A 24592-nucleotide genomic window follows, 5' to 3' on the forward strand; every position below is an offset into this window, starting at 1 on the left:
CCTACAAAAATTTAAAATGTAATTTATGTAATTAAAAAAAATTACAAATCTTCTAAATTCTTCCTAGATAAATCTTAAAATTATCAAAAGCTAGGAAAATACGGCTTTCCTCAAACAAAACAAAATGTGTAATAAATTACAATTAATGCAATTAGTTGCATTTTTAACATTTTAAAAGCCAAAAAAATTAAGTATATTATTTTTTTTAGTAAAAAAATTACGGTATTAAAAATTAATATATAATTTCGTGTAATCGATTACAATTAAACCACTTGGAGTCGAAAGTAAAACCACTTACTTAATTTATTAACTATCTTAAACAAACACTTATGAAAAAAAACCTACTTTTCGTAGCTGTCTTTCTTATGACAGCTCAGTTATGGGCCCAAACTGTTCAAATTAACGAAGCTTCTGGCTGGCTTGAGTCCGTTTTTGTAAAATGGCAACCTGTGAGCGGAGCACAAACCTACAATGTTTATTACACTGGCAATGGATTTACAGACAAAAAAATAGATGACCAGCTTATTAGAAGTTATGGTTCTTATTTTCGTGCTGACATTCCAGGTCTAAAAGCGGGAACTTACACTGTAAAAGTAAAACCAGTCGTAAATGGCACTGAAGGGACTGGAGCTACAACTGGTAATCTAACTGTAGCAGCGCAAGACAGAAACGGATTTGCTTTTGAAGGTGGACGTGTGCCTGGAGGATACAAAGCAGACGGAACTCCAAAAGATAATGCGGTAATTCTATACATTACCCAAAATACAAAAAACACTATTTCAATGAATATTACGGGTGCAAGTTCAAATCCGTGCATTGGTTTACAAAATATTCTTTACGCTATCAAAAAAGGGAAAGACACTCGTCCATTCATCATTCGCTTAATCGGAAATATCACTGATATGACTGTTATGGAAGGTGGCGATGTTGTGATTGAAAACGCAAACAACGCTTCAAGCTACGTTACAATTGAAGGTATTGGTAACGATGCCGTTGCAAATGGATGGGGAGTTAGATTGAAATCGGCTTCAAACATAGAAGTAAGCAATATAGGATTTATGAACTGTGATAGTACTGCAGGTGATAACGTAGGAATGCAACAAGATAATGATCACGTATGGGTTCATAACTGCGATTTATTCTACGGAAATGCAGGAAGCGACGCCGACCAAATAAAAGGTGATGGAGCATTAGACAATAAAACTTCAACATATATCACATTATCGTACAACCACTTTTGGGATAATGGAAAAGCTAGCCTTTTAGGTTTAAGCGAAGGAACAACCTCTGGCTTATATATAACTTATCATCACAACTGGTTTGATCACTCAGATTCACGTCATCCACGCGTGCGTTATTATTCAGCACATATTTATAACAATTACTATGACGGAGTTTCTAAATATGGAGCTGGCTCAACTATGGGATCTTCACTTTTTGTTGAAGGAAATTATTATAGAAACAGTAAACACCCAATGTTAACTTCACTTCAAGGTTCTGATATTTGGGATGAAGCCAACCAAGTTAACAATGCTGGAACGATGGGAACATTTTCTGGAGAAGCTGGAGGAAGTATTAAAGCTTATAATAATACTTTTGATGCTTCAAACGGAACAAATAATATGCGTTTCGTAGCTTATAACGATCCTAATCCATTATATAATATTTCAGGGAAAATTAGCTCTACAACAGATTTCGATGCGTATGTGGCAACTACAAGAGGAGAAGTTGTAAGCAGTTCTGTAAAATCGAAATCAGGCGCTAATGTTTATAACAATTTTGACACGGATGCGAATTTGTATGTGAAAAATTTAGTAATTGATGATCCTGCTACAGCTAAAACTAAAACAACACAATACGCTGGACGTATTTCTGGAGGTGATTTAAAATGGACATTCAACAACGCTACAGACGATACTTCTTCTTTAGTTATTACAGCATTAAAAACAGCTCTTACAAACTATACTGGAACTCTAGTTTCTGTACAAGGAGAAGATAATCCACCTGCTGGAACGCAGACCCTAACTTTGACTTCTGCATCAAACAATAATCAAACAGTTGCAAGCGGTACCGCTATTTCCTCAATTGTGTTTACATGGGGCGGTGATGCTACTGATGCGACTGTAACAGGATTACCTGCATCTGGATTAACTTTTGTAAAAAATACTACAGCTAAAACTATAACTATTTCAGGTACGCCAACTGCAACAGTTTCGTACTCTATTGCAACTTCTGGAACTAGTGGTTCCCCAGCCACTGGTTCAGGAACTGTAACGGTTACTGCTGCAGGAAATCAAACTTTGACTTCTACTGGCAACAATAGCCAATCCGTTTCATCTGGAACAGCCATAGGTTCTATTGTATTTACTTGGGGTGGAAATGCTACAGATGCAACTGTAACTGGATTACCTGCTTCTGGATTGTCTTTTGTAAAAAACACAACGGCAAAAACTATAACTATTACAGGAACTCCAACAGCAAATGTATCTTATTCTGTAACAACATCAGGAACTGCAGGAACGCCTGTAACTGCATCGGGAACAATAACGGTTACAACAGGCTCAACTGGCGGATCTGAGCTTCATAACTTTACAACCTCTGGAAAAACAAGTACTTTCTATGCTATTACTGGAAATATGAATTCTACTCCTGGATCTGTAACCTACAACGGATTAACATTGACAGAGCGTTTAAAAATAGAATCAAGCACATCAATAACGTATACAACAACTAGTGCATCAACTTTAACTTTGGTTTTCGATTCAAGCTTTACAGGAACTATTAAAGTAGATAATGTTTCCTATACAGCATCTGCCGGTATTGTAACTGCTTCAATCGCTGCTGGTTCTCATACCATAACAAAAGGTTCTGTTGCTAATTTATTCTATATTAGCACAGTATATAGCGGAGGAACTGCAAAAATGGCTGTAACAACTGATTTAGCAGTAACAGAAACTACTACAGAAACTTCGAAAATAATTTTATATCCAAATCCAGTTTCAAGCACTTTATATTTATCAGATGCCGAACAAAAAGTACAAAAAATACTTATTTACAATATTTCTGGAAATCTAGTAATCACTTCTGGAAAATCTGAAAGCATCGATACGAGCAGTTTAATTCCTGGAACTTATCTAGCAAAAATTTATACTGTTGATGGATCATTTAACCAAACTCTTATAAAAAAGTAAACCTAACTTAACTAAAAAGGCTTCCAAATTTGGAAGCCTTTTTTATTTCAGATAACATGAATTACAAATCAAACTTAATTCCCTGCGCAAGCGGAAGATTTGTTGTATAATTGATTGTATTTGTTTGACGTCTCATATAAATTTTCCAAGCGTCAGAACCTGATTCACGTCCGCCTCCAGTTTCTTTTTCACCGCCAAAAGCACCACCAATTTCAGCTCCAGAAGTTCCGATGTTTACGTTTGCAATTCCGCAGTCAGAACCTATTGCAGATAAAAATCTTTCGGCTTCGCGTAAATTATTAGTCATAATTGCAGAAGATAATCCTTGTGCAACTCCGTTTTGAATTTCGATGGCATTCTCTACCTCTCCAGAATATTTAATTAAATATAAAACGGGAGCAAAAGTTTCATGCTGTACAATTTCAAACGAATTTTCGGCTTCTGCAATTGCAGGTTTTACATAACATCCACTCTCGTAACCTTGTCCCGAAAGTACTCCTCCTTCTACTAGGATTTTTCCTCCTTCGGTTACTACTTTATTTAAAGCTGCTGCATACATTTCGACTGCATGAGTATCAATTAGCGGTCCAACATGATTATTTTCGTCAAGCGGATTTCCGATTCGTAATTGCTTATAAGCCGCAACCAAAGCATCTTTTACTTTATCATAAATACTTTCGTGAATGATCAATCTTCGAGTTGAAGTACAACGCTGTCCAGCCGTTCCAACAGCGCCAAAAACTGCACCAATAACAGTCATTTTTATATCTGCATCTGGAGTAACAATAATAGCATTATTTCCTCCTAATTCTAATAATGATTTTCCTAGTCTTCCTGCAACAGTTTGTGCTACGATTTTACCCATTCTAGTCGAACCAGTCGCAGAAATAAGCGGAATACGCGTATCTGCTGTCAATAATTCTCCTATTTTATAATCTCCATTTATTAAACACGAAATTCCTTCTGGAAGATTGTTTTCTTTAATAACTTGAGCAATTATATTTTGGCAAGCAATACCGCAAAGAGGTGTTTTTTCAGAAGGTTTCCAAACGCAGACATCTCCTGAAATCCATGCTAAAGCTGTGTTCCAAGACCAAACTGCAACAGGGAAATTAAACGCCGAAATAATTCCAACAATTCCCAACGGATGATATTGTTCATACATTCTATGACCAGGTCTCTCTGAATGCATTGTTAATCCGTGAAGCTGACGAGATAAACCTACTGCAAAATCACAGATATCAATCATTTCCTGAACTTCTCCAAATCCTTCCTGCAATGATTTCCCCATTTCATAAGAAACCAATTTTCCAAGAGCTTCTTTATTTTGTCTCAATTTTTCTCCAAACTGACGTACAATTTCACCACGTTGTGGTGCTGGAATCAATCTAAAAGTTTTAAATGCTTCTGCAGCGGTTTGAATTGCTTTTTCATAATCTGCAGCTGTTGACATTTTTACCGAAGCAATTAATTTTCCATCAACTGGCGAATAACTTTCTAGAATTTCCCCAGAAGAAAAATTATTAATTCCTGTCGATGTTCCTTCATTTATTGTTTTGATGCCCAATTTTTCAAGAGCTTCCTTCATTCCAAATTGCGATGCTATTGTTGTCATTGTAACTTTTTTAGTTAAAATTGTTATATTTTTATGTAAAGATATTGTTTTAGAATTGAATTATAAATTAATTATTCCTTTTAAAACTTCTTTTGTTTTTGAAAAATGATATAAGAAGAATTACAATAAGAATAAAGCTTAGTAATGATAAAATATAAATTGTTAAATCTTTTCTTTTTAATTTTTCTTGAAATGAATTTTTGACTAAATCTATTTGATAGTCAAGGTCATTACGAAGTTTAGAAACTTTAACTTCGTTATCGTTTAAATAGGCTTTGTTCAACTTATCTAAGACTGATAATTCTTCTAAATCAACATTTTTCAACAAAGCTGTCCTAGAACACATTGAACTACTTAATACATAATTACTGCGATTAGAATAGATTAGATATTCTTCCCCAATATTGAAATAATTATCACATGATCCTGAACCATTAGCCAATAGATCTCTATACTCATAACCAGGGAAAATTTCTCCTTTATATGATTTACTAATTTTTACAGAAAAAACATAAACTTTTTGTCCATAACTTCCATACAATAAACTGTCTACTTTAACAATTTTTCCAATAAAAACCTGATGGGCTAGCTCCCAATTTTCTTTTATTGATGGTTTTCCTGAGCAATCACAGCAATATACTTCTGAGCTCATTAAAAACAAAAACAGTATAAACAGTACCTTTTTAATCATCCTATAAATCTTTAGCTAAATGTAAATTTAGGATTAATTAAAATGATTTTTTCCAAAATTGAGTGCTTTATTTCTCTTTATTGATGAAATTTGCAATTCTAATTTTTTTTGAACATGAATAATTTCTATCGCCTTTTTCTTTTTATAATTTTAATGTCATGGAATGTTTTTCCTCAAAAAGCAAAAACCTCTTTTTCTGTAGTTCCATTAGGCGTAATGGGTGGTATTGATGAAAAAAATCTTTCGGCTTATTTAATAGCTCCATCAAATACAACTGATTATATCTGTCTTGACGCCGGAACTGTAAACGCCGGAATTGAAAAAGCTATTGAAAAGAAAATTTTTAAAGTTTCGACAAGCGAAGTTTTACGAAAATACATCAAAGGATATTTGATTTCTCATGCACATTTAGATCATGTATCAGGTTTGATTATCAATTCTCCTGCTGATTCTTCAAAAACGGTTTATGCCACAAATAAATGTATGGAAATGATGGAAAACCATTATTTCAACGATCAGACTTGGGCAAATTTTGGAGATGCCGGTCCAGGTTTTCCTTTAAAAAAATACCATTTTCAAACTTTAAATCTGACTGAAGAAACTCCTTTAACTAATACTAAAATGACGGTTAAAGCCTTTTCTCTTAGCCATGTTAATCCGTTTGAGAGTACTGCTTTCTTAATTAAAAACAACAATGATTATGCTTTGTACTTAGGTGATACAGGACCAGATGAAGTAGAAAAAAGCAATAATCTTCGTGATTTATGGACAGCCGTTGCGCCATTGGTTAAAGAAAAACAATTAAAAGGGATTTTTATCGAAGTTTCTTTTCCGAACGAACAGCCGGATAAATTTTTGTTTGGTCATTTAACTCCAAATTATTTAATGAAAGAACTTCATGTTCTAGAGGATTTAGCAGGAAAGGGGTCTCTTGAAAACTTTAAAATTATCATAACACATTTGAAACCTCCAGCAAAGAATATTGCAAAAATTAAAGAGCAGTTAAAAGCTCAAAATGATTTAGGATTGAAAATTATTTATCCTGAGCAGGGGAAAAAGTTTGAGTTATAATTTTATTCTGCCACAGATTTTTAGGATTAAAGGGATTTCTTCATAAATCCTAAACGATAAACATTATTAAACCCGACAGGTTTTTGAAACCTGTCGGGTTTCGTATTTCTATCAAAATAAAATATTATTTCTTCGCCACAAATCTAGGATCAGTTTCCATAACAGTTCCACAATTATCGCAGGTTCTTAATTCTTCTGAATTGTAAAAATGCTCAAAATGAGGTAGAAAATCTTTCTCTATATTATGAAGTTCAAAATACACTTCATATAATTTATGATTGCAGTTATCACAATGCCAAAGCAAACCATCTGTAAAACCTTGTCCAGCACGTTTTCTTTCTATAACAAGTCCTATTGAACCTTCTGAACGAACAGGAGAATGTGGCACTTTTGCAGGATGCAAATACATATCACCCGCATTTAATTCCATTTCTTTACGCTGTCCATCTTCCTGAATTATAACTTTTATGCTTCCTTCTAACTGATAAAAAAGCTCTTCAGTTTCGTTATAATGATAATCTTTTCGAGCATTTGGTCCCGCTACAATCATTACAATATAATCTCCAGAATCTACATATAGGTTTTTATTTCCAACGGGCGGTTTAAGTAAATGACGATTTTCATCAATCCATTGAGTCAGGTTAAAAGGTTTTGCTATAGCCATTTTTTTTAATACTAAATTTATGAATAGCTAAGGTAGTGAAAAGTATTCAGTCTCAGTCGCAGTTTTCAGCCACAGTAACCAGTCTCAGCAAAACTGAAAACTGCGACTGCGACTGAATACTTATTTAAATTCTTTTATCAAATAAATATAAACTGGAAAATGGTCGCTAAACCCAGCTTCCGAGCTTGAATTGCGTAAAGGATAGCCTTTATATTGTCCTGAACTTTGAATGAGATAAGGTTTATTGAAAATACCTGCTTTCCAGAAATTAAAAGTCGAAAAATCAGCATTAATTAAAGATTCTGTCATGATAATTTGATCAAAAATATTCCAAGAATCTCTGAAAGCAATTGTTCCCATTCCTTTATTAGAAAGTTCTTCAAAAGGATTAAAAACTCCAAATTCTGGAACTTCTGTTTTTACTCCGCGTGCGCCTAAACCTGCTTTTATACTTTTATTAAAAGGTCCGTCATTGAAATCTCCCATTGTCAATACTTTTGCTCTTGGATTAATCTGTTGCAATGAATCAATAATTCTTCGGTTTAATTTTCCTGCAGCTTCCCGAAATGCAGTCGTTGCTTTTTCTCCGCCAGATCTAGAAGGCCAGTGATTGACAATAATATGTATTTCTTCGTCTTCCAAAAATCCCGAAACCAAAAGCTGATCTCTTGTAAAAACTCGATTTTTATTTTCCTTTTTAACTTCAATTTCATCATCCAAAACTTCCTGTTCTTTTGGAGAAATTTCTTTTTTATAAATGATTAAAGGAATATTCGAATAAGAAGTTGGTCTGAAATATTTTTTCTGATACAATAAAGCCACATCGATTCCTCGTTTGTCTGGTGAATCAAAATGAATGATTCCTAAATCTAGTGGCAATAGCTTTGGTTCTTTTATTAAATCTTCTAAAACGCCACGATTTTCTATTTCAGCTCCTCCAAGTAAAGTTGGTGCATTTGAATTTTCGGGCATTCCAATTTCAGAAATAACTTTTGCTAGATTTTTTAATTTCTGCTGATATTTTTCTGTTGTCCAACGTTGTGCTCCATTTGGAGTCCATTCATCATCATTTGTAAATTCATCATTTACAGTGTCGTAAAGATTTTCAAAATTGTAAAAAGCAACGGTGTGTATTTTGTATTTTTTTGGTTGACTAAACAGAAGTGTCAGCGAAAAAAGAAAAATCAAACAAAATTTATATTTTAAAGGCATAGAGAAGATTTTTAAAAAGACAAATTTAATAATTTGTAAGATTTTTACTTAAATAAAATCTAAAAATATTACATTTGTTTCTAATAAAAGTCTTGTATCTTGCTTAAAAAATCTGACAATTTATAATATGAAAAAAATACTGCTTTTTGCTTTATTCTTGAGCTTTACAAATCCATTTTATGGGCAAAAAAATAGTTCCAGAGCAGAGGAAATCAGGAAACAATATAAAATTCCAGAATTAGCTTATGCAATTGTTTCTTCAGATTCTATTCTTGAAATTAACGTTTTAGGATTGCAACGTTACAAGTCTTCTCATAAAGCAAAAATTAATGATATATTTCGTTTAGGATCAATCACAAAAACGATCACAAGTTACATCGCAGCGACTTTAGTAAAGGAAGGAAAATTAAACTGGAATACTAAATTTTTTGATTTATATCCTGAATTAAAACCAGAAAGTAATCCCGAAATTTATAACGTAACCTTACAAGATTTCTTGACATTTCGAGCTCCAATTCCAACTTGGTCTTATGGAAATGAAACTCCAAATCAACAAGAAATTAAAGGAAATAATCAAGAACAGCGTTATGAATTTATAAGCTGGTTTTTTAAGCAAAAACAGATTGTTACTGAAAAGCAAAATTGGTACGGTTCCAATCCAAGTTTTGTTGCCGCGGGTTTAATGCTCGAAAAAGCAACTGGAAAAAGTTATGAAACTTTAGTGCAAGAATTAGGTAAAAAGCTAAATATCAACTTCGGTTTTGGACAGCCAAACGTTAGTGATATAAGCCAGCCGTGGGGACATGATGAAAATTTGAAGCCCGAAAAACCATCTGTAAATTATAAATTAAATTGGCTTTCATCAGCAGGAAATATCAATGTAAATCTTCCTGATTTTTGCAAATTTACGCAGATGCAATTACAAGGTTTGTTAGGGAAATCAAAAGTATTATCTGAAGAAGAATTTAATAAAATGCATTTTGGTTTTCCTGAGTTTTCTTTTGGATGGTATTCTGAAATAAATGAAAAATCGGGCTTAAAATATTCTTTTCACTACGGAAATCCAGGAACATTTTTAACCAAAGTGTATATTTGCAAAGACATCAACAAAGCTTTTATCTTATTTTCCAATGTGCAATCTGAAGAAGCTGATAAAGGTTTAATGTTGCTTTTGGCCGAACTGCAAAAACAATACGGAGGCTAAATTTACCAAACCTTAAAAATTAATTTTATAAATTTAAGCAAAAGAAAAAAATGAATAAAAATCGAATTGACTATATAAAAAGACGTTTTGCCTTTTGTAAACTCGCATTTCTTATTTTTGCTTTACAATCATTCAACTGTCAATCTCAACAAAACATGATAACACCACCTTATTTACAAAAAGGAGATACTGTAGCGCTTTTGGCAACAGCTAGAAAAAACATCGATGACAATTTAAAACCAACAATAGATTTATTGCATAGTTGGGGTTTAGAAGCCGTAATTGGATCTACAATTGGATTGGATTATCATCAATTGGCTGGAACAGACGAACAAAGAGCTGCCGATTTTCAAAAGCAATTAGACAACCCGAATATTAAAGCAATTTGGTGTGTACGAGGCGGATACGGAACTGTTAGAATGTTAGATTTATTAGATTTTACCAAATTCAAACAGCATCCAAAATGGGTTATCGGTTTTAGTGACGTAACGGTTCTACATAATCATTTGAATACTATGGGTTACAAATCTATTCATGGTATTATGCCTGTAACGGTTCCTAGAGCGACTCCAGATGCTGTAAGCTCGTTAAAAGCCGCTTTATTTAACGAACCTATTTCCTACTCTATCAGCCCAACTCCTATGAATCGTTTAGGAAGTACTACTGGAGAATTAGTTGGCGGTAATTTATCTATTTTATACAGTTTATTAGGATCTCCATCGGCAATTGACTGCAAGGATAAAATTTTATTTATCGAAGATTTAGATGAATATCTTTATCATATTGACCGTATGATGATGAATCTAAAGCGCAATGGATGCATCGAAAACCTAAAAGGAATTATCATTGGCGGAATGACAAGCATGAAAGACAATGAAGTGCCTTGGGGGAAAAACGCTTTGGAAATTATTGATGATGTAACTAAAAAATACAATATTCCAGTAATTTTCAATTTCCCAGCTGGCCATATTAGAGACAACAGAGCTTTAATTATGGGAAATACCGTTTCTATAGAAGTTACAGCTTCTGGAAGTACGGTTACCTTCAAAAAATAATACCACACAATCCTTTTTAAGGAAACTCAAAAAATACCACATAAAAATCTCGGAAAGACGCAAAGTCGCAAAGTTTTAAAATGCTTTGTGATTTTGCGTTTTTTCGTGCAATAATTTCATTTAGTAAAAATAATTTCTACGATTCACACTGAAAACTGTGACTGAGACTGAATACTACAACAATGGCAGAACATAACGATTTAGGAAAATTAGGCGAAGATCTCGCAGCGGCTCATTTGGAAGAAAATGGATATTCTATTTTAGAACGAAACTTTGTAATCCAAAAAGCAGAAATAGATATAATTGCACAAAAAGATTCTGTCTTGGCAATTGTTGAAGTTAAAACTCGCTCGAGTTTAGATTTCGGTTCTCCGCAAGATTTTGTAAAGCAAAAAAAAATCCAATTACTTATTAAAGCAGTAAATGCCTACATAAACGATAGGGAAAAGGATTTTGCGGAAGATTTAGAAATCCGTTTTGATATCATTGCGGTCCATAAAAACGGGGAAACATTTGCAATTGAACATCTTACAGACGCTTTTTATCACTTTTAACATATTTTTTTATTGTTATAATTGTAACAATTTGTTTTTTTATTTATATTTGCAGAGAATTATAACATCGCAATGTTAAATTAACAACCAACTGTTACCCAAAAAAAAAAAAGAATTATGAAAACTGTTTCTTCTATTGTAGAAAACTACATTAAAACAAAACCATTTTTATTGAATGCCCTCTCGCTTGGAATTATTAACCTAACTTCACTTTCGCGAAATATTATGACCGAATTGGAAAGTGAATTTGGAAAAGAAGTAAAACAAGGAGCTGTTGTAATGTCTTTAAAACGACTGACGGAAGAACTAGACTTTAAACTTAACCACAAAATCAATAAAGTAATTAAGAATATTGGTGAAATCACTGTTCGCTCTGAGCTTACAGATTACACTTTTGCTGCTTCAGAAACTGTTTTGAACAAACAAGCAGATTTAATCTCTGATATTAATGCTTTATCTGATATTTTTTATACCTCATCTCGTGGTGTAAACGAAACTAATATCGTTGTCAGCAGTAGTGTAAATCACTTAGTTGAGAAGCACTTTATGAGAGAAAAATTAATCCAGAAATTAGATAATTTGGCTTCAATTACTGTAAAATTACCAAAAGAAAACATTGTTGTTCCTGGTATTTATTACTTCATTTTCCAACGTTTGGCTTGGGAAGGAATTATCATTAATGAGGTAATTTCGACTTCAAATGAGTTTACTATTTTAGTTGGAGAAGATCAAGTTGATGTAGCTTTTAAAGTTATCAAAGATTTGAAAAACTAATTCGTAAAAGAATATTTAGAATCATTTTTTGATTCTTTTTATAACACAAATCCTTTTGTCTTTTTAAAAGATAAAAGGATTTTTTCTTTAAATATTACTCATTTTCGAAATAGATTTAATATTTCGCAGATAAGAATATTCTCAAAAGTGATATTCTCAATTAAAATTTATTTCGCAAAAGCGTCATTAAGACACTTACTTGTATAAAAGCGACCTGCGAGTGCTTTTTGTATCTTTCGTTTAAAAATTAACTCAAAAATCAGAATTAAGTTTTTTTATATATAATTTGTTGCGAATAATATTTTTATATATTTGCGATGAAGTCAGACACAAGACCTCTTATTTTGATAGTTTAATACAATTAAAATTAAATAAAGCGAATTAAATTGTTAGAAGCTGCCAACCATAGTGAAAAATTATTGGTAAGTGAACTCAAAAATGGAAACGAAAAAGCTTTTCGTCAACTTTTTGATTTATACCACCAAGATATTTATGGGTACAGCATTAGTCTTCTAAAATCAAAAGAAGCCGCAGAGGAGAATGTACAGGATGTTTTTATGAAGGTTTGGCTTAATCGCGAAAGTTTAGATATAGAACAATCATTTAAGGCCTATATTTTTACAATTGCACGAAATCAGGCTTTTAATGTTTTGAATAAAGCAGCAAATGAAGTTATTTTAAAAGAAGCTGTTTTTTATGAAAGCCAAAAATCACATGAATATGGAGATTATGCTATTCGGGAAGCCGACTGCAAAAAACTCCAAAAACAAGCTATAAAACAGCTTCCTCCTAAACGACGGCAGATTTTTAAAATGTCACGGAAAAAAGGAATGAGCTATGAAGAAATAAGTCAGGAACTCGGAATTTCAATAAATACAGTCCGAAACCAAATGAGTAAAGCGCTCGAATCGATGCGCGGTTTTTTTCAACTTCACGATGAAATTATCTAACCAAAACCACAAATATTACCCTAAAAATCACTCTTCGGAGTGATTTTTTTTTTGAATGCTTTTAAAACTTCACTCAATCTTGTCATCCTGAGGAACGAAGGATCACACAAGAAATTCCACAATCAAAATCGATAACTTTTGTCATCTTCTATTGATTTTCCCTAGTAAAAATGAAAAAAAGAATCGTGAATAAACCTCTTTGCTCGCGAGAGGGATGGGAGCAAGCTACCGAAGTAGCGCGGACAGCCCGACAGCATTAGGAAAAGGGGCGAATAAAGACAAAGATAGTTGGCCCCTTTTTCTAATGCTGGCTCGCCCAAAATATCTTTTTATATTCAGATTGGGAGATTTCTTTGTCGATTTTCTTGTGTGATCCTTCGTTCCTCAGGATGACAAAATGCATTTAATTATTGTTTCTTTAAAAAATAAATTTTTGCATTTCTATAAAAATCAACACATTAAGAAATTAAAAATGTTAAAATTTAAAAATTTATAACGTTTGAGTAGTACTCCACTCCTCTTCATCTGTATTATAGAAACACAGAACCTAAAAACATTCTTAATGAATTCAAATTCTGAAATAAAAACGCTTTTAGAGAAGTTTATTTTAAATCAATGCACTGCGCAAGAAACTGAGCAGGTTATCGCTTATTGCCGAGAAAATAATCTTACTGAGGATTTTCCGACGGTTGAAGAAGTGAAAAATCTATTGATCGAAATGCCAAAAATGGGTGAGCAAAAGGCTGATTCCATTTTCAATACTATTTTATCTGCTTCAAAAGAACAAGAAACAGTAATTGAATTACAGCCTAGAAAATCAAATTATAGAAAATACATTTCTATTGCGGCTTCTGTAGTTGTTTTACTGGGAATTGGTTTTTTCTATAAACAAAACATGGCTAACAAAGCTGTTGAACAAAAATTCGATTTTAAAAGCTCAGATATTGTTTTACAATTAGAAAATGGAGAAACTCAGATTATTTCTGAAAACAATTCATCTAATGTAAAAGATGCGAAGGGAAATATCGTTGGAAATCAAAATGGAGATAAATTAGTTTACGGAAATGGTTCGGATTCTGAAAAACTGGTTTACAATATCATCAAAATTCCATACGGAAAAAAATTCCGTCTTCAATTATCTGACGGAACATTTGTTCACTTAAACTCTGGAACCACTTTAAAATATCCTGTAAAATTTATCGCTGGCGAAAACAGACAAGTTTTTCTTGATGGAGAAGCATTTTTTGATGTTGCAAAAGATAAAAAACATCCGTTTATAGTCAATGCTGACGAATTGAATGTTCGTGTTTTAGGAACGCATTTCAACGTTTCAAATTATCCTGAAGATGCTGCAACTGATGTTGTTTTGGTTGAAGGTTCTGTTGGAATGTATCAATCTAACGAAGAATTTGATGCTTCTAAAAACATCATTTTGAAACCTGGTTTTAAAGGAAGTTTCAATAGAGAAAATGCTAAAATTTCGACTAAAGCAGTTATCACAGATATCTACACTTCTTGGATAGACGGCGGATTGACCTTTAGAAATATGACTTTCAGAAACATTATTACGAAGTTGGAAAGACGCTACAACGTTACAATCATCAACAAAAATGAAAAATTGGCTAACGAGAAATTCAATGCCAGCTTTAAAGACGAATCAATTGAAAATGTTATGAGTTATTTTAACGATATCCACGGCATTAATTACACAATAAAAAACAATCAAATACTAATTAAATAACCACTAAAACCAATAAAAAATATGAAGAAATAACATTATGGAAATAAAAAAATCGGAAAGAGCTGCGAACAATTTCCGATTAACTAAGTGATTGAATATAACGAATTAACTACAATCAATTAACAAAATTATGAAAAAAAAATCTAAGAATAATGGGTTTCTATACTCATTGTTCCAAAAAGACCTAAAATTGAAACTAACTACTCTACTTATTTTGGTCGCCATGTTTAATATTAAAGCGAGTACTTATGCCCAAAAAACAAAGGTTACTCTCGAATTAAACAATTCAACAATCGAAAAGGTTATTGAGACCATTGAACAAAAAACTGATTTCAGATTTATTTACAAATTGAACGATATCGACTTAGATCGAACGGTTTCGATTTCTGTAAAAGATCAGTCTATATATGTTGTTTTAGATAAAATTTTTAAAGGAACTCCTACCGAATTTAAAATTCGTGACACTCAAATTATCCTTAAAAAACCAGAACTTAAAACACAGGTAATAGAATTTCAAAAGCAAACTGTTTCGGGTGTAATTACAGACGAAAACGGAATGCCTTTGCCTGGAGCTTCTGTTATTGAAGAAGGAACAAAAAACGGAATGGTTACCGATTTTGATGGAAAATACAAACTTACTGTAGAAAGCAGCCAGTCGGTTATTATTGTTTCTTTTGTTGGATACAAAGAGAAAAAAGTAACTGCAAATCAGTCTGTAATAAACATTCAGCTTCTTCCAGATGCGACTGACTTACAAGAAATTGTAGTAGTTGGTTACGGTACAGCAACAAAAAGAGATGTTACTGGAGCTGTTTCTTCTATTGGTGCAAAAGACATGAATCAAGGAGCAATCGTGAATCCGTTGCAATTGATTTCGGGAAAAGCGGCAGGTGTTAACATTACGCAATTAGGAAGTGAGCCAGGTAATGGACCAAGCGTTCGTATTCGTGGTATTTCATCTTTAATTGGTGGAAGCGATCCTTTAGTAGTTGTTGACGGAATTCAAGGAAATATGGATTTGCTAAACCAAGTTCCGCCTAGCGAAATTGAAAGTTTTGATATTTTAAAAGATGCTTCTGCAACTGCAATTTATGGTTCTCGCGGTGCGCCAGGTGTAATTATCATTACTACGAAAAAGAATAAAGCGGGTAAAACTACAATGGAATATATTGGTTCTACCTCTTTAGATTTTATTCCGAAGAAATTAGATATGCTAAATGCCGATGAATGGTGGGCTGCGGCACAAAGTGTTAGTGTTCCTGCATCTGCAAATCATGGTTCAAATACAGATTGGTACGGAATTTTAACGCAAACTGGAATTACACAAACTCATACTTTGTCTTTTGGCGGAGGAACAGATAAATTCAGTTATAGAGCTTCCTTATCAGCAATTTTACAAGATGGAGTTGTTATTAATTCAAACAACAAAAAATACATCGGCCGTATTCAGGCAACTCAATTAGCTTTGGATGACAAATTAAAATTAACTTTCAATTTAAATACCGGAATTAACAATACAACAAGTATTATTCAAAGTGTTGGAACTGCGGCTTATACTTCAAATTTAATTACAAATGCTTATTTAGTTAGACCAACAGATCCTGTTTTCAATACTGATGGAACTTATTTTACAGATTCAAATGTATTTCAATATTTAAACCCTTACGCGGCGGCACAAACTACCACAAATGAGGCGCAAAATGACAACTTATTTGGAAGTTTAAAAGCCGATTTGGACTTAGCTAAAGGTTTAACATTAAACTGGTTTGGAAGCTGGAGAAAAACAAATGTAACATACGGTTATTTCCAACCTATAGAATCAACTGTTGCTTATGCAATTGATCAAAATGGTTTTGCGAATATTAGAAACCAAAGACAAAATGAAAAGTTAACCAACTTAAGTCTTAATTACAAAAAGACATTTGGTGTACATACCATTAATGCCTTAGGTTTATACGAATGGCAAAATCAGATGTATCAAGGAAATTATGCCCAAGCAAGAGGTTTTATGAATGATAAAACAACTTACAATGCATTACAATTGGGAGATTTGTCAAAAGTTCGTCCTGGGGATATTGAATCATACAAAAATGACAGAACATTAGTTTCATTTTTAGCAAGAGTAAACTATTCTTTATTAGATCGTTATTTGGTTACTGCAAGTATCCGTCGTGATGGTTCGTCTGTATTTGGAGCTAACAACAAATGGGGAAATTTCCCTTCAGCATCGGTTGCTTGGCAAATTGACAAAGAGCCTTTCATGCAAAAGCAAAATGTTTTTGATGAGCTAAAAATTCGTGCGGGTTACGGAGCAACTGGAAATCAGCAAGGTCTTCTTCCGCAGCAGTCTCTTTCATTGGTTGGAAACTCAGGAATCACTTATTTTGGAGGTCAGCCAATTACAAATTACAGCATTTATCAAAACTCAAATGCCGACTTGAAATGGGAAACTAAAAAACAAACAAATTTAGGTCTTGATTTTGCTCTTTTCAATAATAGATTAAGAGGAACTGTAGATGTTTATACTTCTAAAACAGAAGATTTATTATTTGATTATACAGTACCTCAACCTCCATATCCTTATCCAACTATTAAGGCAAATGTTGGAAGTATTTCAAACAAAGGTATTGAGTTCTCGCTTGCTTACGATGTTATTAAATCGCAAAACAGTACGCTTACTTTGGCAGGAAACGTGGCATTCATGAAAAATGAAGTTCTTAATTTAAATGGAAGCATTAATGGCGTTCCTTTAAATACTGATTATGTTGGCTGGGGAGCTGCAAACTCTTATTTAGTTAAAGGAAAACCAATTGGAGCGTTTTATATTTTAGAACATACAGGTAAAAACGAAAACAATGTTGAAACTGTTTTGGATCGTGATGGAAACGGTACAATTGATCAAGGTGCTAAAAGCCCTGATCGCTATTATGCAGGTTCAGCTTTACCAACTTATACTTTTGCGTTTAATCCTTCTTACAGATATAAAAACTTCGATGCTTCTATGTTAGTAAGAGGTTCTGGAGGAAATAAAATCTACAACGGATTACGTTCTAACTTAAGCAGATTGGAAAATATTGGTAAATCGAATGTTTTAGCTAGTGCAGTAGAAACAGGAATTTATACTTCTCCTTACGGTTCTGATTTATGGTTAGAAGATGGTTCTTTCGTTCGTTTAGAAAATCTTACAGCGGGATATAGTTTCCGTTTTACAGATAAATATATTGATACTATTAGACTTTCACTTACAGGAAACAATTTATTCCTAATTACAGATTATTCAGGTATTGATCCAGAATTGAACGTAAGCGGAAGTGGCAGAACTGAAGATAACTTCGGTGGCGATAGAGGAATTTATCCTCGTACCAGAAGCGTGGCGTTTGGTTTGACTGTAAAATTTAAATAGTAAAAAACATGAAAATTAAAAATATATTGATAACAGGAAGCTTGTGTTTCCTGACACTTTTTAGTTGTACAGACATAGAAGAAAATGTGTATGATAAATATCCTGCAGAAGATTTTTACGGAACTCCTGAAGGTGCTGATATAGCACTAGCAAGCGTTTATGCGCAAATTCCTGGAGAATTCGTGAGAGACGGAGCAAGTGGTGTTGGTTATGCTGGAGCAGATAACGGATGGTACGATATGAACTGTATGTCTTCTGACGAACAGGTTATTCCGCATAGAAATACGGGTGACTGGCAGATGGATTTTGCTCGTCTTCACAAACATGAATGGCTTCCAACTGATTTTATTATAGGTAATACTTGGAACTGGCTTTATAAATCTATTTTCAATGCCAATCTAGCAGTAGATTTATTGCAAAAAGCGAATGCTGACGCTTCAAAAATTGCTGAAGCAAAAACATTAAGAGCTTTCTTTTATTATTTATTGATTGATGATTTTGGTGATGTTCCTTTCTACACAGACAATAATATTACTGTTGATAAAATTCCGCAGTCAAGCCGTAAAGAGGTTTATGATTTTATTGTAAAAGAACTAACTGAAAACGTTGAATTGTTATCTGGAACAAGAGGCGGAAATTATTATGGAAGATTCAATAAATGGGCAGGTTATACTTTGTTAGCAAAAGTATATTTGAACGCAGAAGTTTATACAGGAACTCCAAAATGGAACGAAGCTTTAACAGCGTGTAACAAAGTTGCCGATGGCGGATTTACACTTCACTCTGGAGCTACAGATGCTTCAAATCCGTTAGGAAGTAAATATTACGAGTTATTTGGAGATGTGCTTCCAGAAGACGAAACGATCTTGCCAATTTATGCTACTCTAGATATTGTTTCTCGTAACGTTTATGCTGTTCGAAGTTTATACGGTGCTCATGCACAAGCTTTATTCGGTTTCAGCGGTTGGAATGGTACAATTGTTCCTAAAGATTTCTTCTTGAAATATGATGCAAATGATGTTCGTAGAAAACAGTTTTTGTTTGGAGAACAGCCAGGAGGTTTCAATTATACGCTTGATGTTGCTTCATTAGACAATCCAGGAGCAGATCCTCAAGCGGGTGTTCGTAATGTGAAATTTTATCCTGTAGCACCTAGAACTGGTGGAGGTGCTTCTAACGACTTCCCTATTTTCAGATACGCAGATGTTATCTTAATGATGGCAGAATGTAATGCTCGTTTAGGAAACGCTGCTGCTGCAAAACCATTTATTGATCAGATTAGACAACGCGCAGGATTAAACGCTTTAGACCACAATCCTACTCTAGATGATATTTACAACGAAAGAGGATTTGAATTAAACTGGGAAGGCCATAGAAGACAAGATATGATTCGTTTCAATAAATTTTTATTGGCTAACGAATTTAGACCTGAGTCTCCTGCTTTCAGAAAATTGTTCCCAATTCCAACCTCAGCTTTAGATGCCAATCGTGGATTAAAACAAAACCCTGGTTACTAAAAACAAAACTATCATGAAAAAATATATCAATAAATTATTCATATTAGGCAGTTTGCTGTTCTTGGGTTCATCCTGCGACACTGACGCCCCATTAACGACATTAAAATCTGTTAGTTTCCCTTCAGAAATAAGTGTTTCAACAAGTACATTAGTTTTAACAGAAGATACCGCTGCCGATCAGGTTTTACTGGTTTCTTGGCCAGAAGTCGCTTTTCCTATTGAAGCTCCAGTAACGTACGCTATTCAATTTGATTTAGTTGGAGATACGAGTGGTGCAAACGCTTGGATGAAAGCAAAACGAATTGAAGTAGGTACAGATGTTTTAAGCAGAGCTTTAATTGGAGAAGAATTAAATAAAATTGCTGTAGATCTAGGTCTTCCTATTAATGTTGAAGGAAAACTAGTCGTTCGCGTAGAAGCTGCGATGGATCGTAAAGTATATTCAAATCCTGTTACTTTAACAGTTACTCCTTATGAAAAAAGCGTTGTTTTTGGCGAAATTTATATGCCCGGAAGCTATCAAGGCTGGGCTATTGAAACCGCTGCGGCTTTAACAGCAATTCAAAAAGGAGTGTACCAAGGTTACATGACTGTTGCCGAAGGTGCAGGACTAGGATTTAAGTTAAATACAGAAAGAAACTGGGCTCAATTTTATGGCGCTGGCGATACAAACAGTGATCTTAAAAACATGAGTGATACAGATTTTGTACTCCCTGGAGCTGGTTCATATCAAATTAAAGTGAATTTGAACACTTTAAAATGGACTGCAACGCCTTATTCTTGGGGAATTGTTGGTGATGCGACTTCTGGAAGCTGGGATAACAGCACACCGATGAGCTACGATCATCAGACAAAAACTTGGAAAGTTACTGCCGTTTTAGTTCCTGGAAATGTGAAATTCAGATTAAACAACAGCTGGACAATCAATTACGGGCCTAAAAACACAACTGACGGAATTGTATATCTAGACGATCAAGGTTCTCATTATGTTGGCGAAGGCGGAACTTACGAAATCACATTACAAATAAATGATGTCGATCCTGCAAGTACTGGATATCCTCCAACAGCAACTTATACGATTACAAAAAAATAAAAAATTAAGTTTAGTTTGGTTTGAGTTTACCTGTCTTTTTACTTCGAAAGGCAGGTTACTTCTCAACCACTTAAAATGTAAAAATTATGAAATTTAATATAAAAATCATTTACGGATTATTGCTTGCATTAGCATTTGTTTCGTGCAGTTCTTCTGATGATGACAACAAAACTCCAGCATTTCCGTATACACAATATGGAGCACCTTTTGAAAAAATGCCAAAGAAAGAAGATGCAGTAATTTATCAAGTAAATATTCGTGCTTTTAGTCAGGCTGGAACACTTAAAGGAGTTCAAGAAAGGCTTTCTCAAATTCAGGAATTAGGAGCAAATGTCATTTATTTAATGCCTATTTATCCTGTTGGAAAAGAAAGAGCAACTGGCGAATTAGGATCTCCTTACGCAGTAAAAGATTATAAAGCGATAAATCCTGATTTTGGAACTTTACAAGATCTTCAAACTTTAGTTGAAGAAGCGCACAAGAAAAACATGGCTGTTGTTTTAGACTGGGTTGCAAACCATACAGCTTGGGACAACGCTTGGATTACACAGCATAAAGATTGGTATCAGCAAGATGCTAGTGGCAATATTATCATTCCTCCAGGAACAAATTATAATGATGTCGCACAGCTAAATTTCAATAATACTGAAATGAAAGACGCGATGATCGATGCGATGTCATATTGGGTTTATAATGCGAATATTGACGGTTTCAGATGCGATTATGCCGATTTTGTTCCGAACAATTTCTGGTCAGATGCAATATCAAAACTTAGAAAAATTAAAAAGAATCAAACGATTTTAATGCTGGCTGAAGGTTCAAAATACAATCACTTTGCATCAGGTTTTGATTATACTTTTGGGTTTAATTTTTTCTCTACTCTTGAACAGCTTTTTAAAGAAAGTAAACCCGCAACAACTATTCAAGATTCTAATGCTACAGAATATGCAAACGTTTACGATCCAACAAACAAAATAGTTAGATACACGAGCAATCATGACGTGAATCTTTCTGATGGAACGCCATTAGAGCTTTTTGGAGGCAAAAAAGGATCTATGGCAACATTTGTTGTCGCAGCTTATTTAAAATCAATTCCAATGATTTATAACGGACAAGAAATTGGCTACGACAAAAGATTAAATTATTTTGCAAAAACACCAATTGACTGGTCAACTGCAGACAATGAAATGCTAGCTGAATACAAAAAAATCATTGCTTTCAGAAACGCAAGCAACGCTCTTAAAACAGGAGAATTTACAGGTTACAGCAGTAATTCTGTTAGTGCTTTCACAATGACAAAAGACTCTGAAAAAGTATTCGTACTTTCAAATTTAACAAGTTCAACTGTAAAACATCTAATTCCTTCAACATTAAAAGGAACTTGGAAAGATGCTTTTAGCGGAGCTTCAGTAACGGTTAGTTCAGATGTAACACTTCAGCCTTTTCAATATTTAGTATTGAAAAATTAATTTCAATGCAGCTTTAAATAAAATTAAATTTGCAAAAAACCAAATAACATGAATTTTCAATCCCAAAAATCATTGCTTCAAATACGTTTGAGCAAAAAAACAGCGCTTTTATTTTTTATCCTTGCCTCTTTTTGGCTTCAGGCACAAGAAATAACTTCGCCAGACAAAAATCTTTCTTTAAAATTTGAATTAAAAGAAGGCGGAATTCCGTCTTACCAATTATCATATAAGCAGAAACCAGTTATTAAACCAAGTTCTTTAGGTTTAGAGCTTCTAAACAGAGCTTCATTTATGGATGGTTTTACCGTTACAAATACGGCTCAATCTACTTTTGATGAAAATTGGAATCCTGTTTTAGGGGAAGAAAAAACAATTCGTAATCATTATAACGAATTGGTTGTCACTTTAGCTCAGGCAAAAAATAACAATAGATTTATCCGCATTCGTTTCCGTTTATTCAACGACGGATTGGGATTTAGATATGAATTTCCTAAACAAAATGACCTGAATTATTTTGTAATTAAAGAAGAACGCACCGAATTTCAATTGGCTGGAAATCATAAAATTTTCTGGATTCCAGGAGATTATGATACCAACGAATATGCTTATACGACTTCGAAGATTTCAGAAATTCCTTCTTTGATAAAAAAAGCTACGATTGAAATTAATGCACAGCAGCCAATTAAGGAACTTTCTGTACAAACACCATCTATGATGAAATCTGATGACGGTTTATACATCAACATTCACGAAGCAGGATTAATCAATTATCCAGCAATGTACCTTGAAATTGATGCTAAAACCAACAAAATGACAAGTCATTTGGCGCCTGATGCCGTTGGTGCAAAAGGCTACATGCAGACTGACGCTCAAACGCCTTGGAGAACCATTATAGTAAGCGATAAAGCAACTGATATTTTAGCTTCAAAATTGATTTTAAATCTTAACGAACCAACAAGTTATAAAGATGTTTCTTGGATTAAACCTGTGAAATACATCGGAATTTGGTGGGAATATTTCGTTGCTGGAAGAAGTACTTGGGCTTTTGGAAAAGAAAACAACGTAAAAATGACGGATGATTTCACCAAACTTACTCCAAACGGAAAACACGGAGCCACAACAGAACGCGCAAAAGAATACATTGATTTTGCTTCTAAAAATGGTTTTGATGCGATTCTTATCGAAGGCTGGAACATTGGCTGGGAAGACTGGATTGGCAATTGGAAAGAAGACGTTTTTGATTTCGTAACCGCATATCCAGATTTTGATGTAAAAGCGGTGCATGCTTATGCAGCTTCAAAAGGAGTGAAAATTATTATGCATCACGAAACTTCTGGATCGGCTACAAATTACGAACGTCGTTTGGATCGCGCTTTTCAATTTATGAATGATAACGGTTATGATGCTGTAAAAACAGGTTATGTAGGACAGATTATTCCGCGTGGCGAACATCACGACGGACAATGGATGGTAAATCATTACATCAACGTTGCCAAACGTGCTGCCGATTATAAAATTATGATTAACAGCCACGAAGCAGTTCGCCCAACGGGATTAAACCGTACTTTTCCAAACTGGATTGCTCAGGAATCAGCGCGCGGTACTGAGTTCGAATCTATGGGAGGATTAGCTCCAGATCATACTACAATTTTACCATTTACCCGTTTAATGGGAGGTCCAATGGATTATACGCCTGGAATTTTCCAAACTGACCTTTCTTACTACGGAACAGGAAGTTCACAACGAGTAAACACAACTTTAGTAAAACAATTGGCTTATTATGTAACCATGTACAGTCCGCTGCAAATGGCTGCTGATATTCCTGGAAATTATGAGCGTTTTCCAGACGCATTTCAGTTCATCAAAGATGTGGCTGTAGATTGGGATAACAGTTATATTTTGGAAGCTGAACCTGGAGATTATATTACAATTGCACGTAAAGCAAAAAGCAAAAACGAATGGTTTATTGGCGGAATTACAGATGAAAATGCAAGAACAGCAAACATTTCATTTGATTATTTACCTGCAGGAAAAAATTTCGTCGCAACAATTTATGCCGATGCTAAAGATGCTAATTGGAATCAGAATCCACAGAAATATACCGTTACTAAAGTTATTGTAAACTCAAAAAGCAAATTGAAGCAATATTTAGCTCCGGGCGGTGGTGTTGCCATCAGCATCAAAGAAGGAACTGCTTCAGATTTAAAAGGATTGAAAAAATTATAATTTAAGATGCTATCCCGAAGCTTCGGGACTGAGATACTCAGTTTCTAAGTTTTTTTACCACGAATTTTCAGAATTAAGATTTTCTAGATAAATCCTTATTCGTGAATTCGTGGCAGAAAAACTATGCTCTTTTTTGAGCAAAAAATTAAAACTTACTACTTG

General features: G+C 33.8%; 17 protein-coding genes. 13 read left to right on the forward strand and 4 right to left on the reverse strand.

The window, feature by feature from the left end; all coding sequences use genetic code 11:
- Positions 1-329 precede the first annotated feature (329 nt).
- Positions 330-3191, forward strand: a complete 2862-nt coding sequence (locus tag DM444_RS10305) for a pectate lyase family protein (RefSeq protein ID WP_111286279.1) — start codon at positions 330-332, stop codon at positions 3189-3191.
- Positions 3192-3252: 61 nt separating this feature from the next.
- Here DM444_RS10305 and amaB read toward each other — a convergent pair whose 3' ends face one another.
- Together amaB and DM444_RS10315 are read right to left on the reverse strand one after the other, a co-directional pair.
- Positions 3253-4806 (reverse strand): L-piperidine-6-carboxylate dehydrogenase, encoded by a 1554-nt coding sequence (amaB, locus tag DM444_RS10310; protein WP_111286281.1) that lies wholly within the window; start codon positions 4804-4806, stop codon positions 3253-3255.
- A 67-nt stretch (positions 4807-4873) separates the two neighbouring features.
- The gene (locus tag DM444_RS10315; RefSeq protein WP_162614948.1) at positions 4874-5497 is read right to left on the reverse strand and encodes a hypothetical protein; all 624 of its coding nucleotides are present in this window, start codon (positions 5495-5497) and stop codon (positions 4874-4876) included.
- A gap of 114 nt (positions 5498-5611) precedes the next feature.
- Here DM444_RS10315 and DM444_RS10320 point away from each other — a divergent pair, with 114 nt between their 5' ends.
- Entirely contained in the window at positions 5612-6568 is a 957-nt protein-coding gene (locus DM444_RS10320) for an MBL fold metallo-hydrolase (protein WP_111286285.1), read from the forward strand.
- Between the two features lie 124 nt (positions 6569-6692).
- On the opposite strand, the gene DM444_RS10325 is transcribed toward DM444_RS10320, so the two are convergent.
- Together DM444_RS10325 and DM444_RS10330 are read right to left on the reverse strand one after the other, a co-directional pair.
- The gene (locus tag DM444_RS10325; RefSeq protein WP_111286287.1) at positions 6693-7232 is read right to left on the reverse strand and encodes a 3-hydroxyanthranilate 3,4-dioxygenase; all 540 of its coding nucleotides are present in this window, start codon (positions 7230-7232) and stop codon (positions 6693-6695) included.
- A 120-nt stretch (positions 7233-7352) separates the two neighbouring features.
- Positions 7353-8444, reverse strand: a complete 1092-nt coding sequence (locus DM444_RS10330) for an endonuclease/exonuclease/phosphatase family protein (protein WP_111286289.1) — start codon at positions 8442-8444, stop codon at positions 7353-7355.
- Positions 8445-8571: 127 nt separating this feature from the next.
- On the opposite strand from DM444_RS10330, the gene DM444_RS10335 reads away from it, so the two are divergent.
- The 11 genes from DM444_RS10335 (at position 8572) to DM444_RS10385 (ending at position 24430) form a co-directional block, all read left to right on the forward strand.
- Positions 8572-9648: a serine hydrolase domain-containing protein gene (locus DM444_RS10335; RefSeq protein ID WP_111286291.1), complete on the forward strand. Its 1077-nt coding sequence runs from the start codon at positions 8572-8574 to the stop codon at positions 9646-9648.
- 155 nt (positions 9649-9803) lie between these two features.
- Positions 9804-10703 (forward strand): S66 peptidase family protein, encoded by a 900-nt coding sequence (locus DM444_RS10340; RefSeq protein ID WP_111286293.1) that lies wholly within the window; start codon positions 9804-9806, stop codon positions 10701-10703.
- A gap of 182 nt (positions 10704-10885) precedes the next feature.
- Positions 10886-11257, forward strand: a complete 372-nt coding sequence (locus DM444_RS10345) for a YraN family protein (RefSeq protein WP_111286295.1) — start codon at positions 10886-10888, stop codon at positions 11255-11257.
- A 117-nt stretch (positions 11258-11374) separates the two neighbouring features.
- Positions 11375-12031 (forward strand): hypothetical protein, encoded by a 657-nt coding sequence (locus DM444_RS10350; RefSeq protein ID WP_008466087.1) that lies wholly within the window; start codon positions 11375-11377, stop codon positions 12029-12031.
- A gap of 386 nt (positions 12032-12417) precedes the next feature.
- Positions 12418-12981: an RNA polymerase sigma factor gene (locus DM444_RS10355; protein ID WP_111286297.1), complete on the forward strand. Its 564-nt coding sequence runs from the start codon at positions 12418-12420 to the stop codon at positions 12979-12981.
- A 562-nt stretch (positions 12982-13543) separates the two neighbouring features.
- On the forward strand, positions 13544-14722 hold the full coding sequence (locus DM444_RS10360) for a FecR family protein (RefSeq protein WP_111286299.1): 1179 nt from the start codon (positions 13544-13546) through the stop codon (positions 14720-14722).
- A gap of 190 nt (positions 14723-14912) precedes the next feature.
- The gene (locus tag DM444_RS10365; protein ID WP_239455654.1) at positions 14913-18125 is read left to right on the forward strand and encodes a TonB-dependent receptor; all 3213 of its coding nucleotides are present in this window, start codon (positions 14913-14915) and stop codon (positions 18123-18125) included.
- A gap of 8 nt (positions 18126-18133) precedes the next feature.
- On the forward strand, positions 18134-19642 hold the full coding sequence (locus DM444_RS10370; RefSeq protein WP_111286303.1) for a RagB/SusD family nutrient uptake outer membrane protein: 1509 nt from the start codon (positions 18134-18136) through the stop codon (positions 19640-19642).
- Positions 19643-19655: 13 nt separating this feature from the next.
- Positions 19656-20735 carry a SusE domain-containing protein gene (locus DM444_RS10375; protein WP_111286305.1) on the forward strand — a complete coding sequence of 360 codons (1080 nt, stop codon included), beginning with the start codon at positions 19656-19658 and terminating at the stop codon, positions 20733-20735.
- An 86-nt stretch (positions 20736-20821) separates the two neighbouring features.
- Positions 20822-22204 (forward strand): alpha-amylase family glycosyl hydrolase, encoded by a 1383-nt coding sequence (locus DM444_RS10380; protein WP_111286307.1) that lies wholly within the window; start codon positions 20822-20824, stop codon positions 22202-22204.
- A gap of 48 nt (positions 22205-22252) precedes the next feature.
- Positions 22253-24430, forward strand: a complete 2178-nt coding sequence (locus DM444_RS10385) for a glycoside hydrolase family 97 protein (RefSeq protein WP_239455655.1) — start codon at positions 22253-22255, stop codon at positions 24428-24430.
- The last annotated feature ends 162 nt before the right edge of the window (positions 24431-24592 follow it).

The organism is Flavobacterium ginsenosidimutans, assembly GCF_003254625.1.
Taxonomy (GTDB): domain Bacteria; phylum Bacteroidota; class Bacteroidia; order Flavobacteriales; family Flavobacteriaceae; genus Flavobacterium; species Flavobacterium ginsenosidimutans.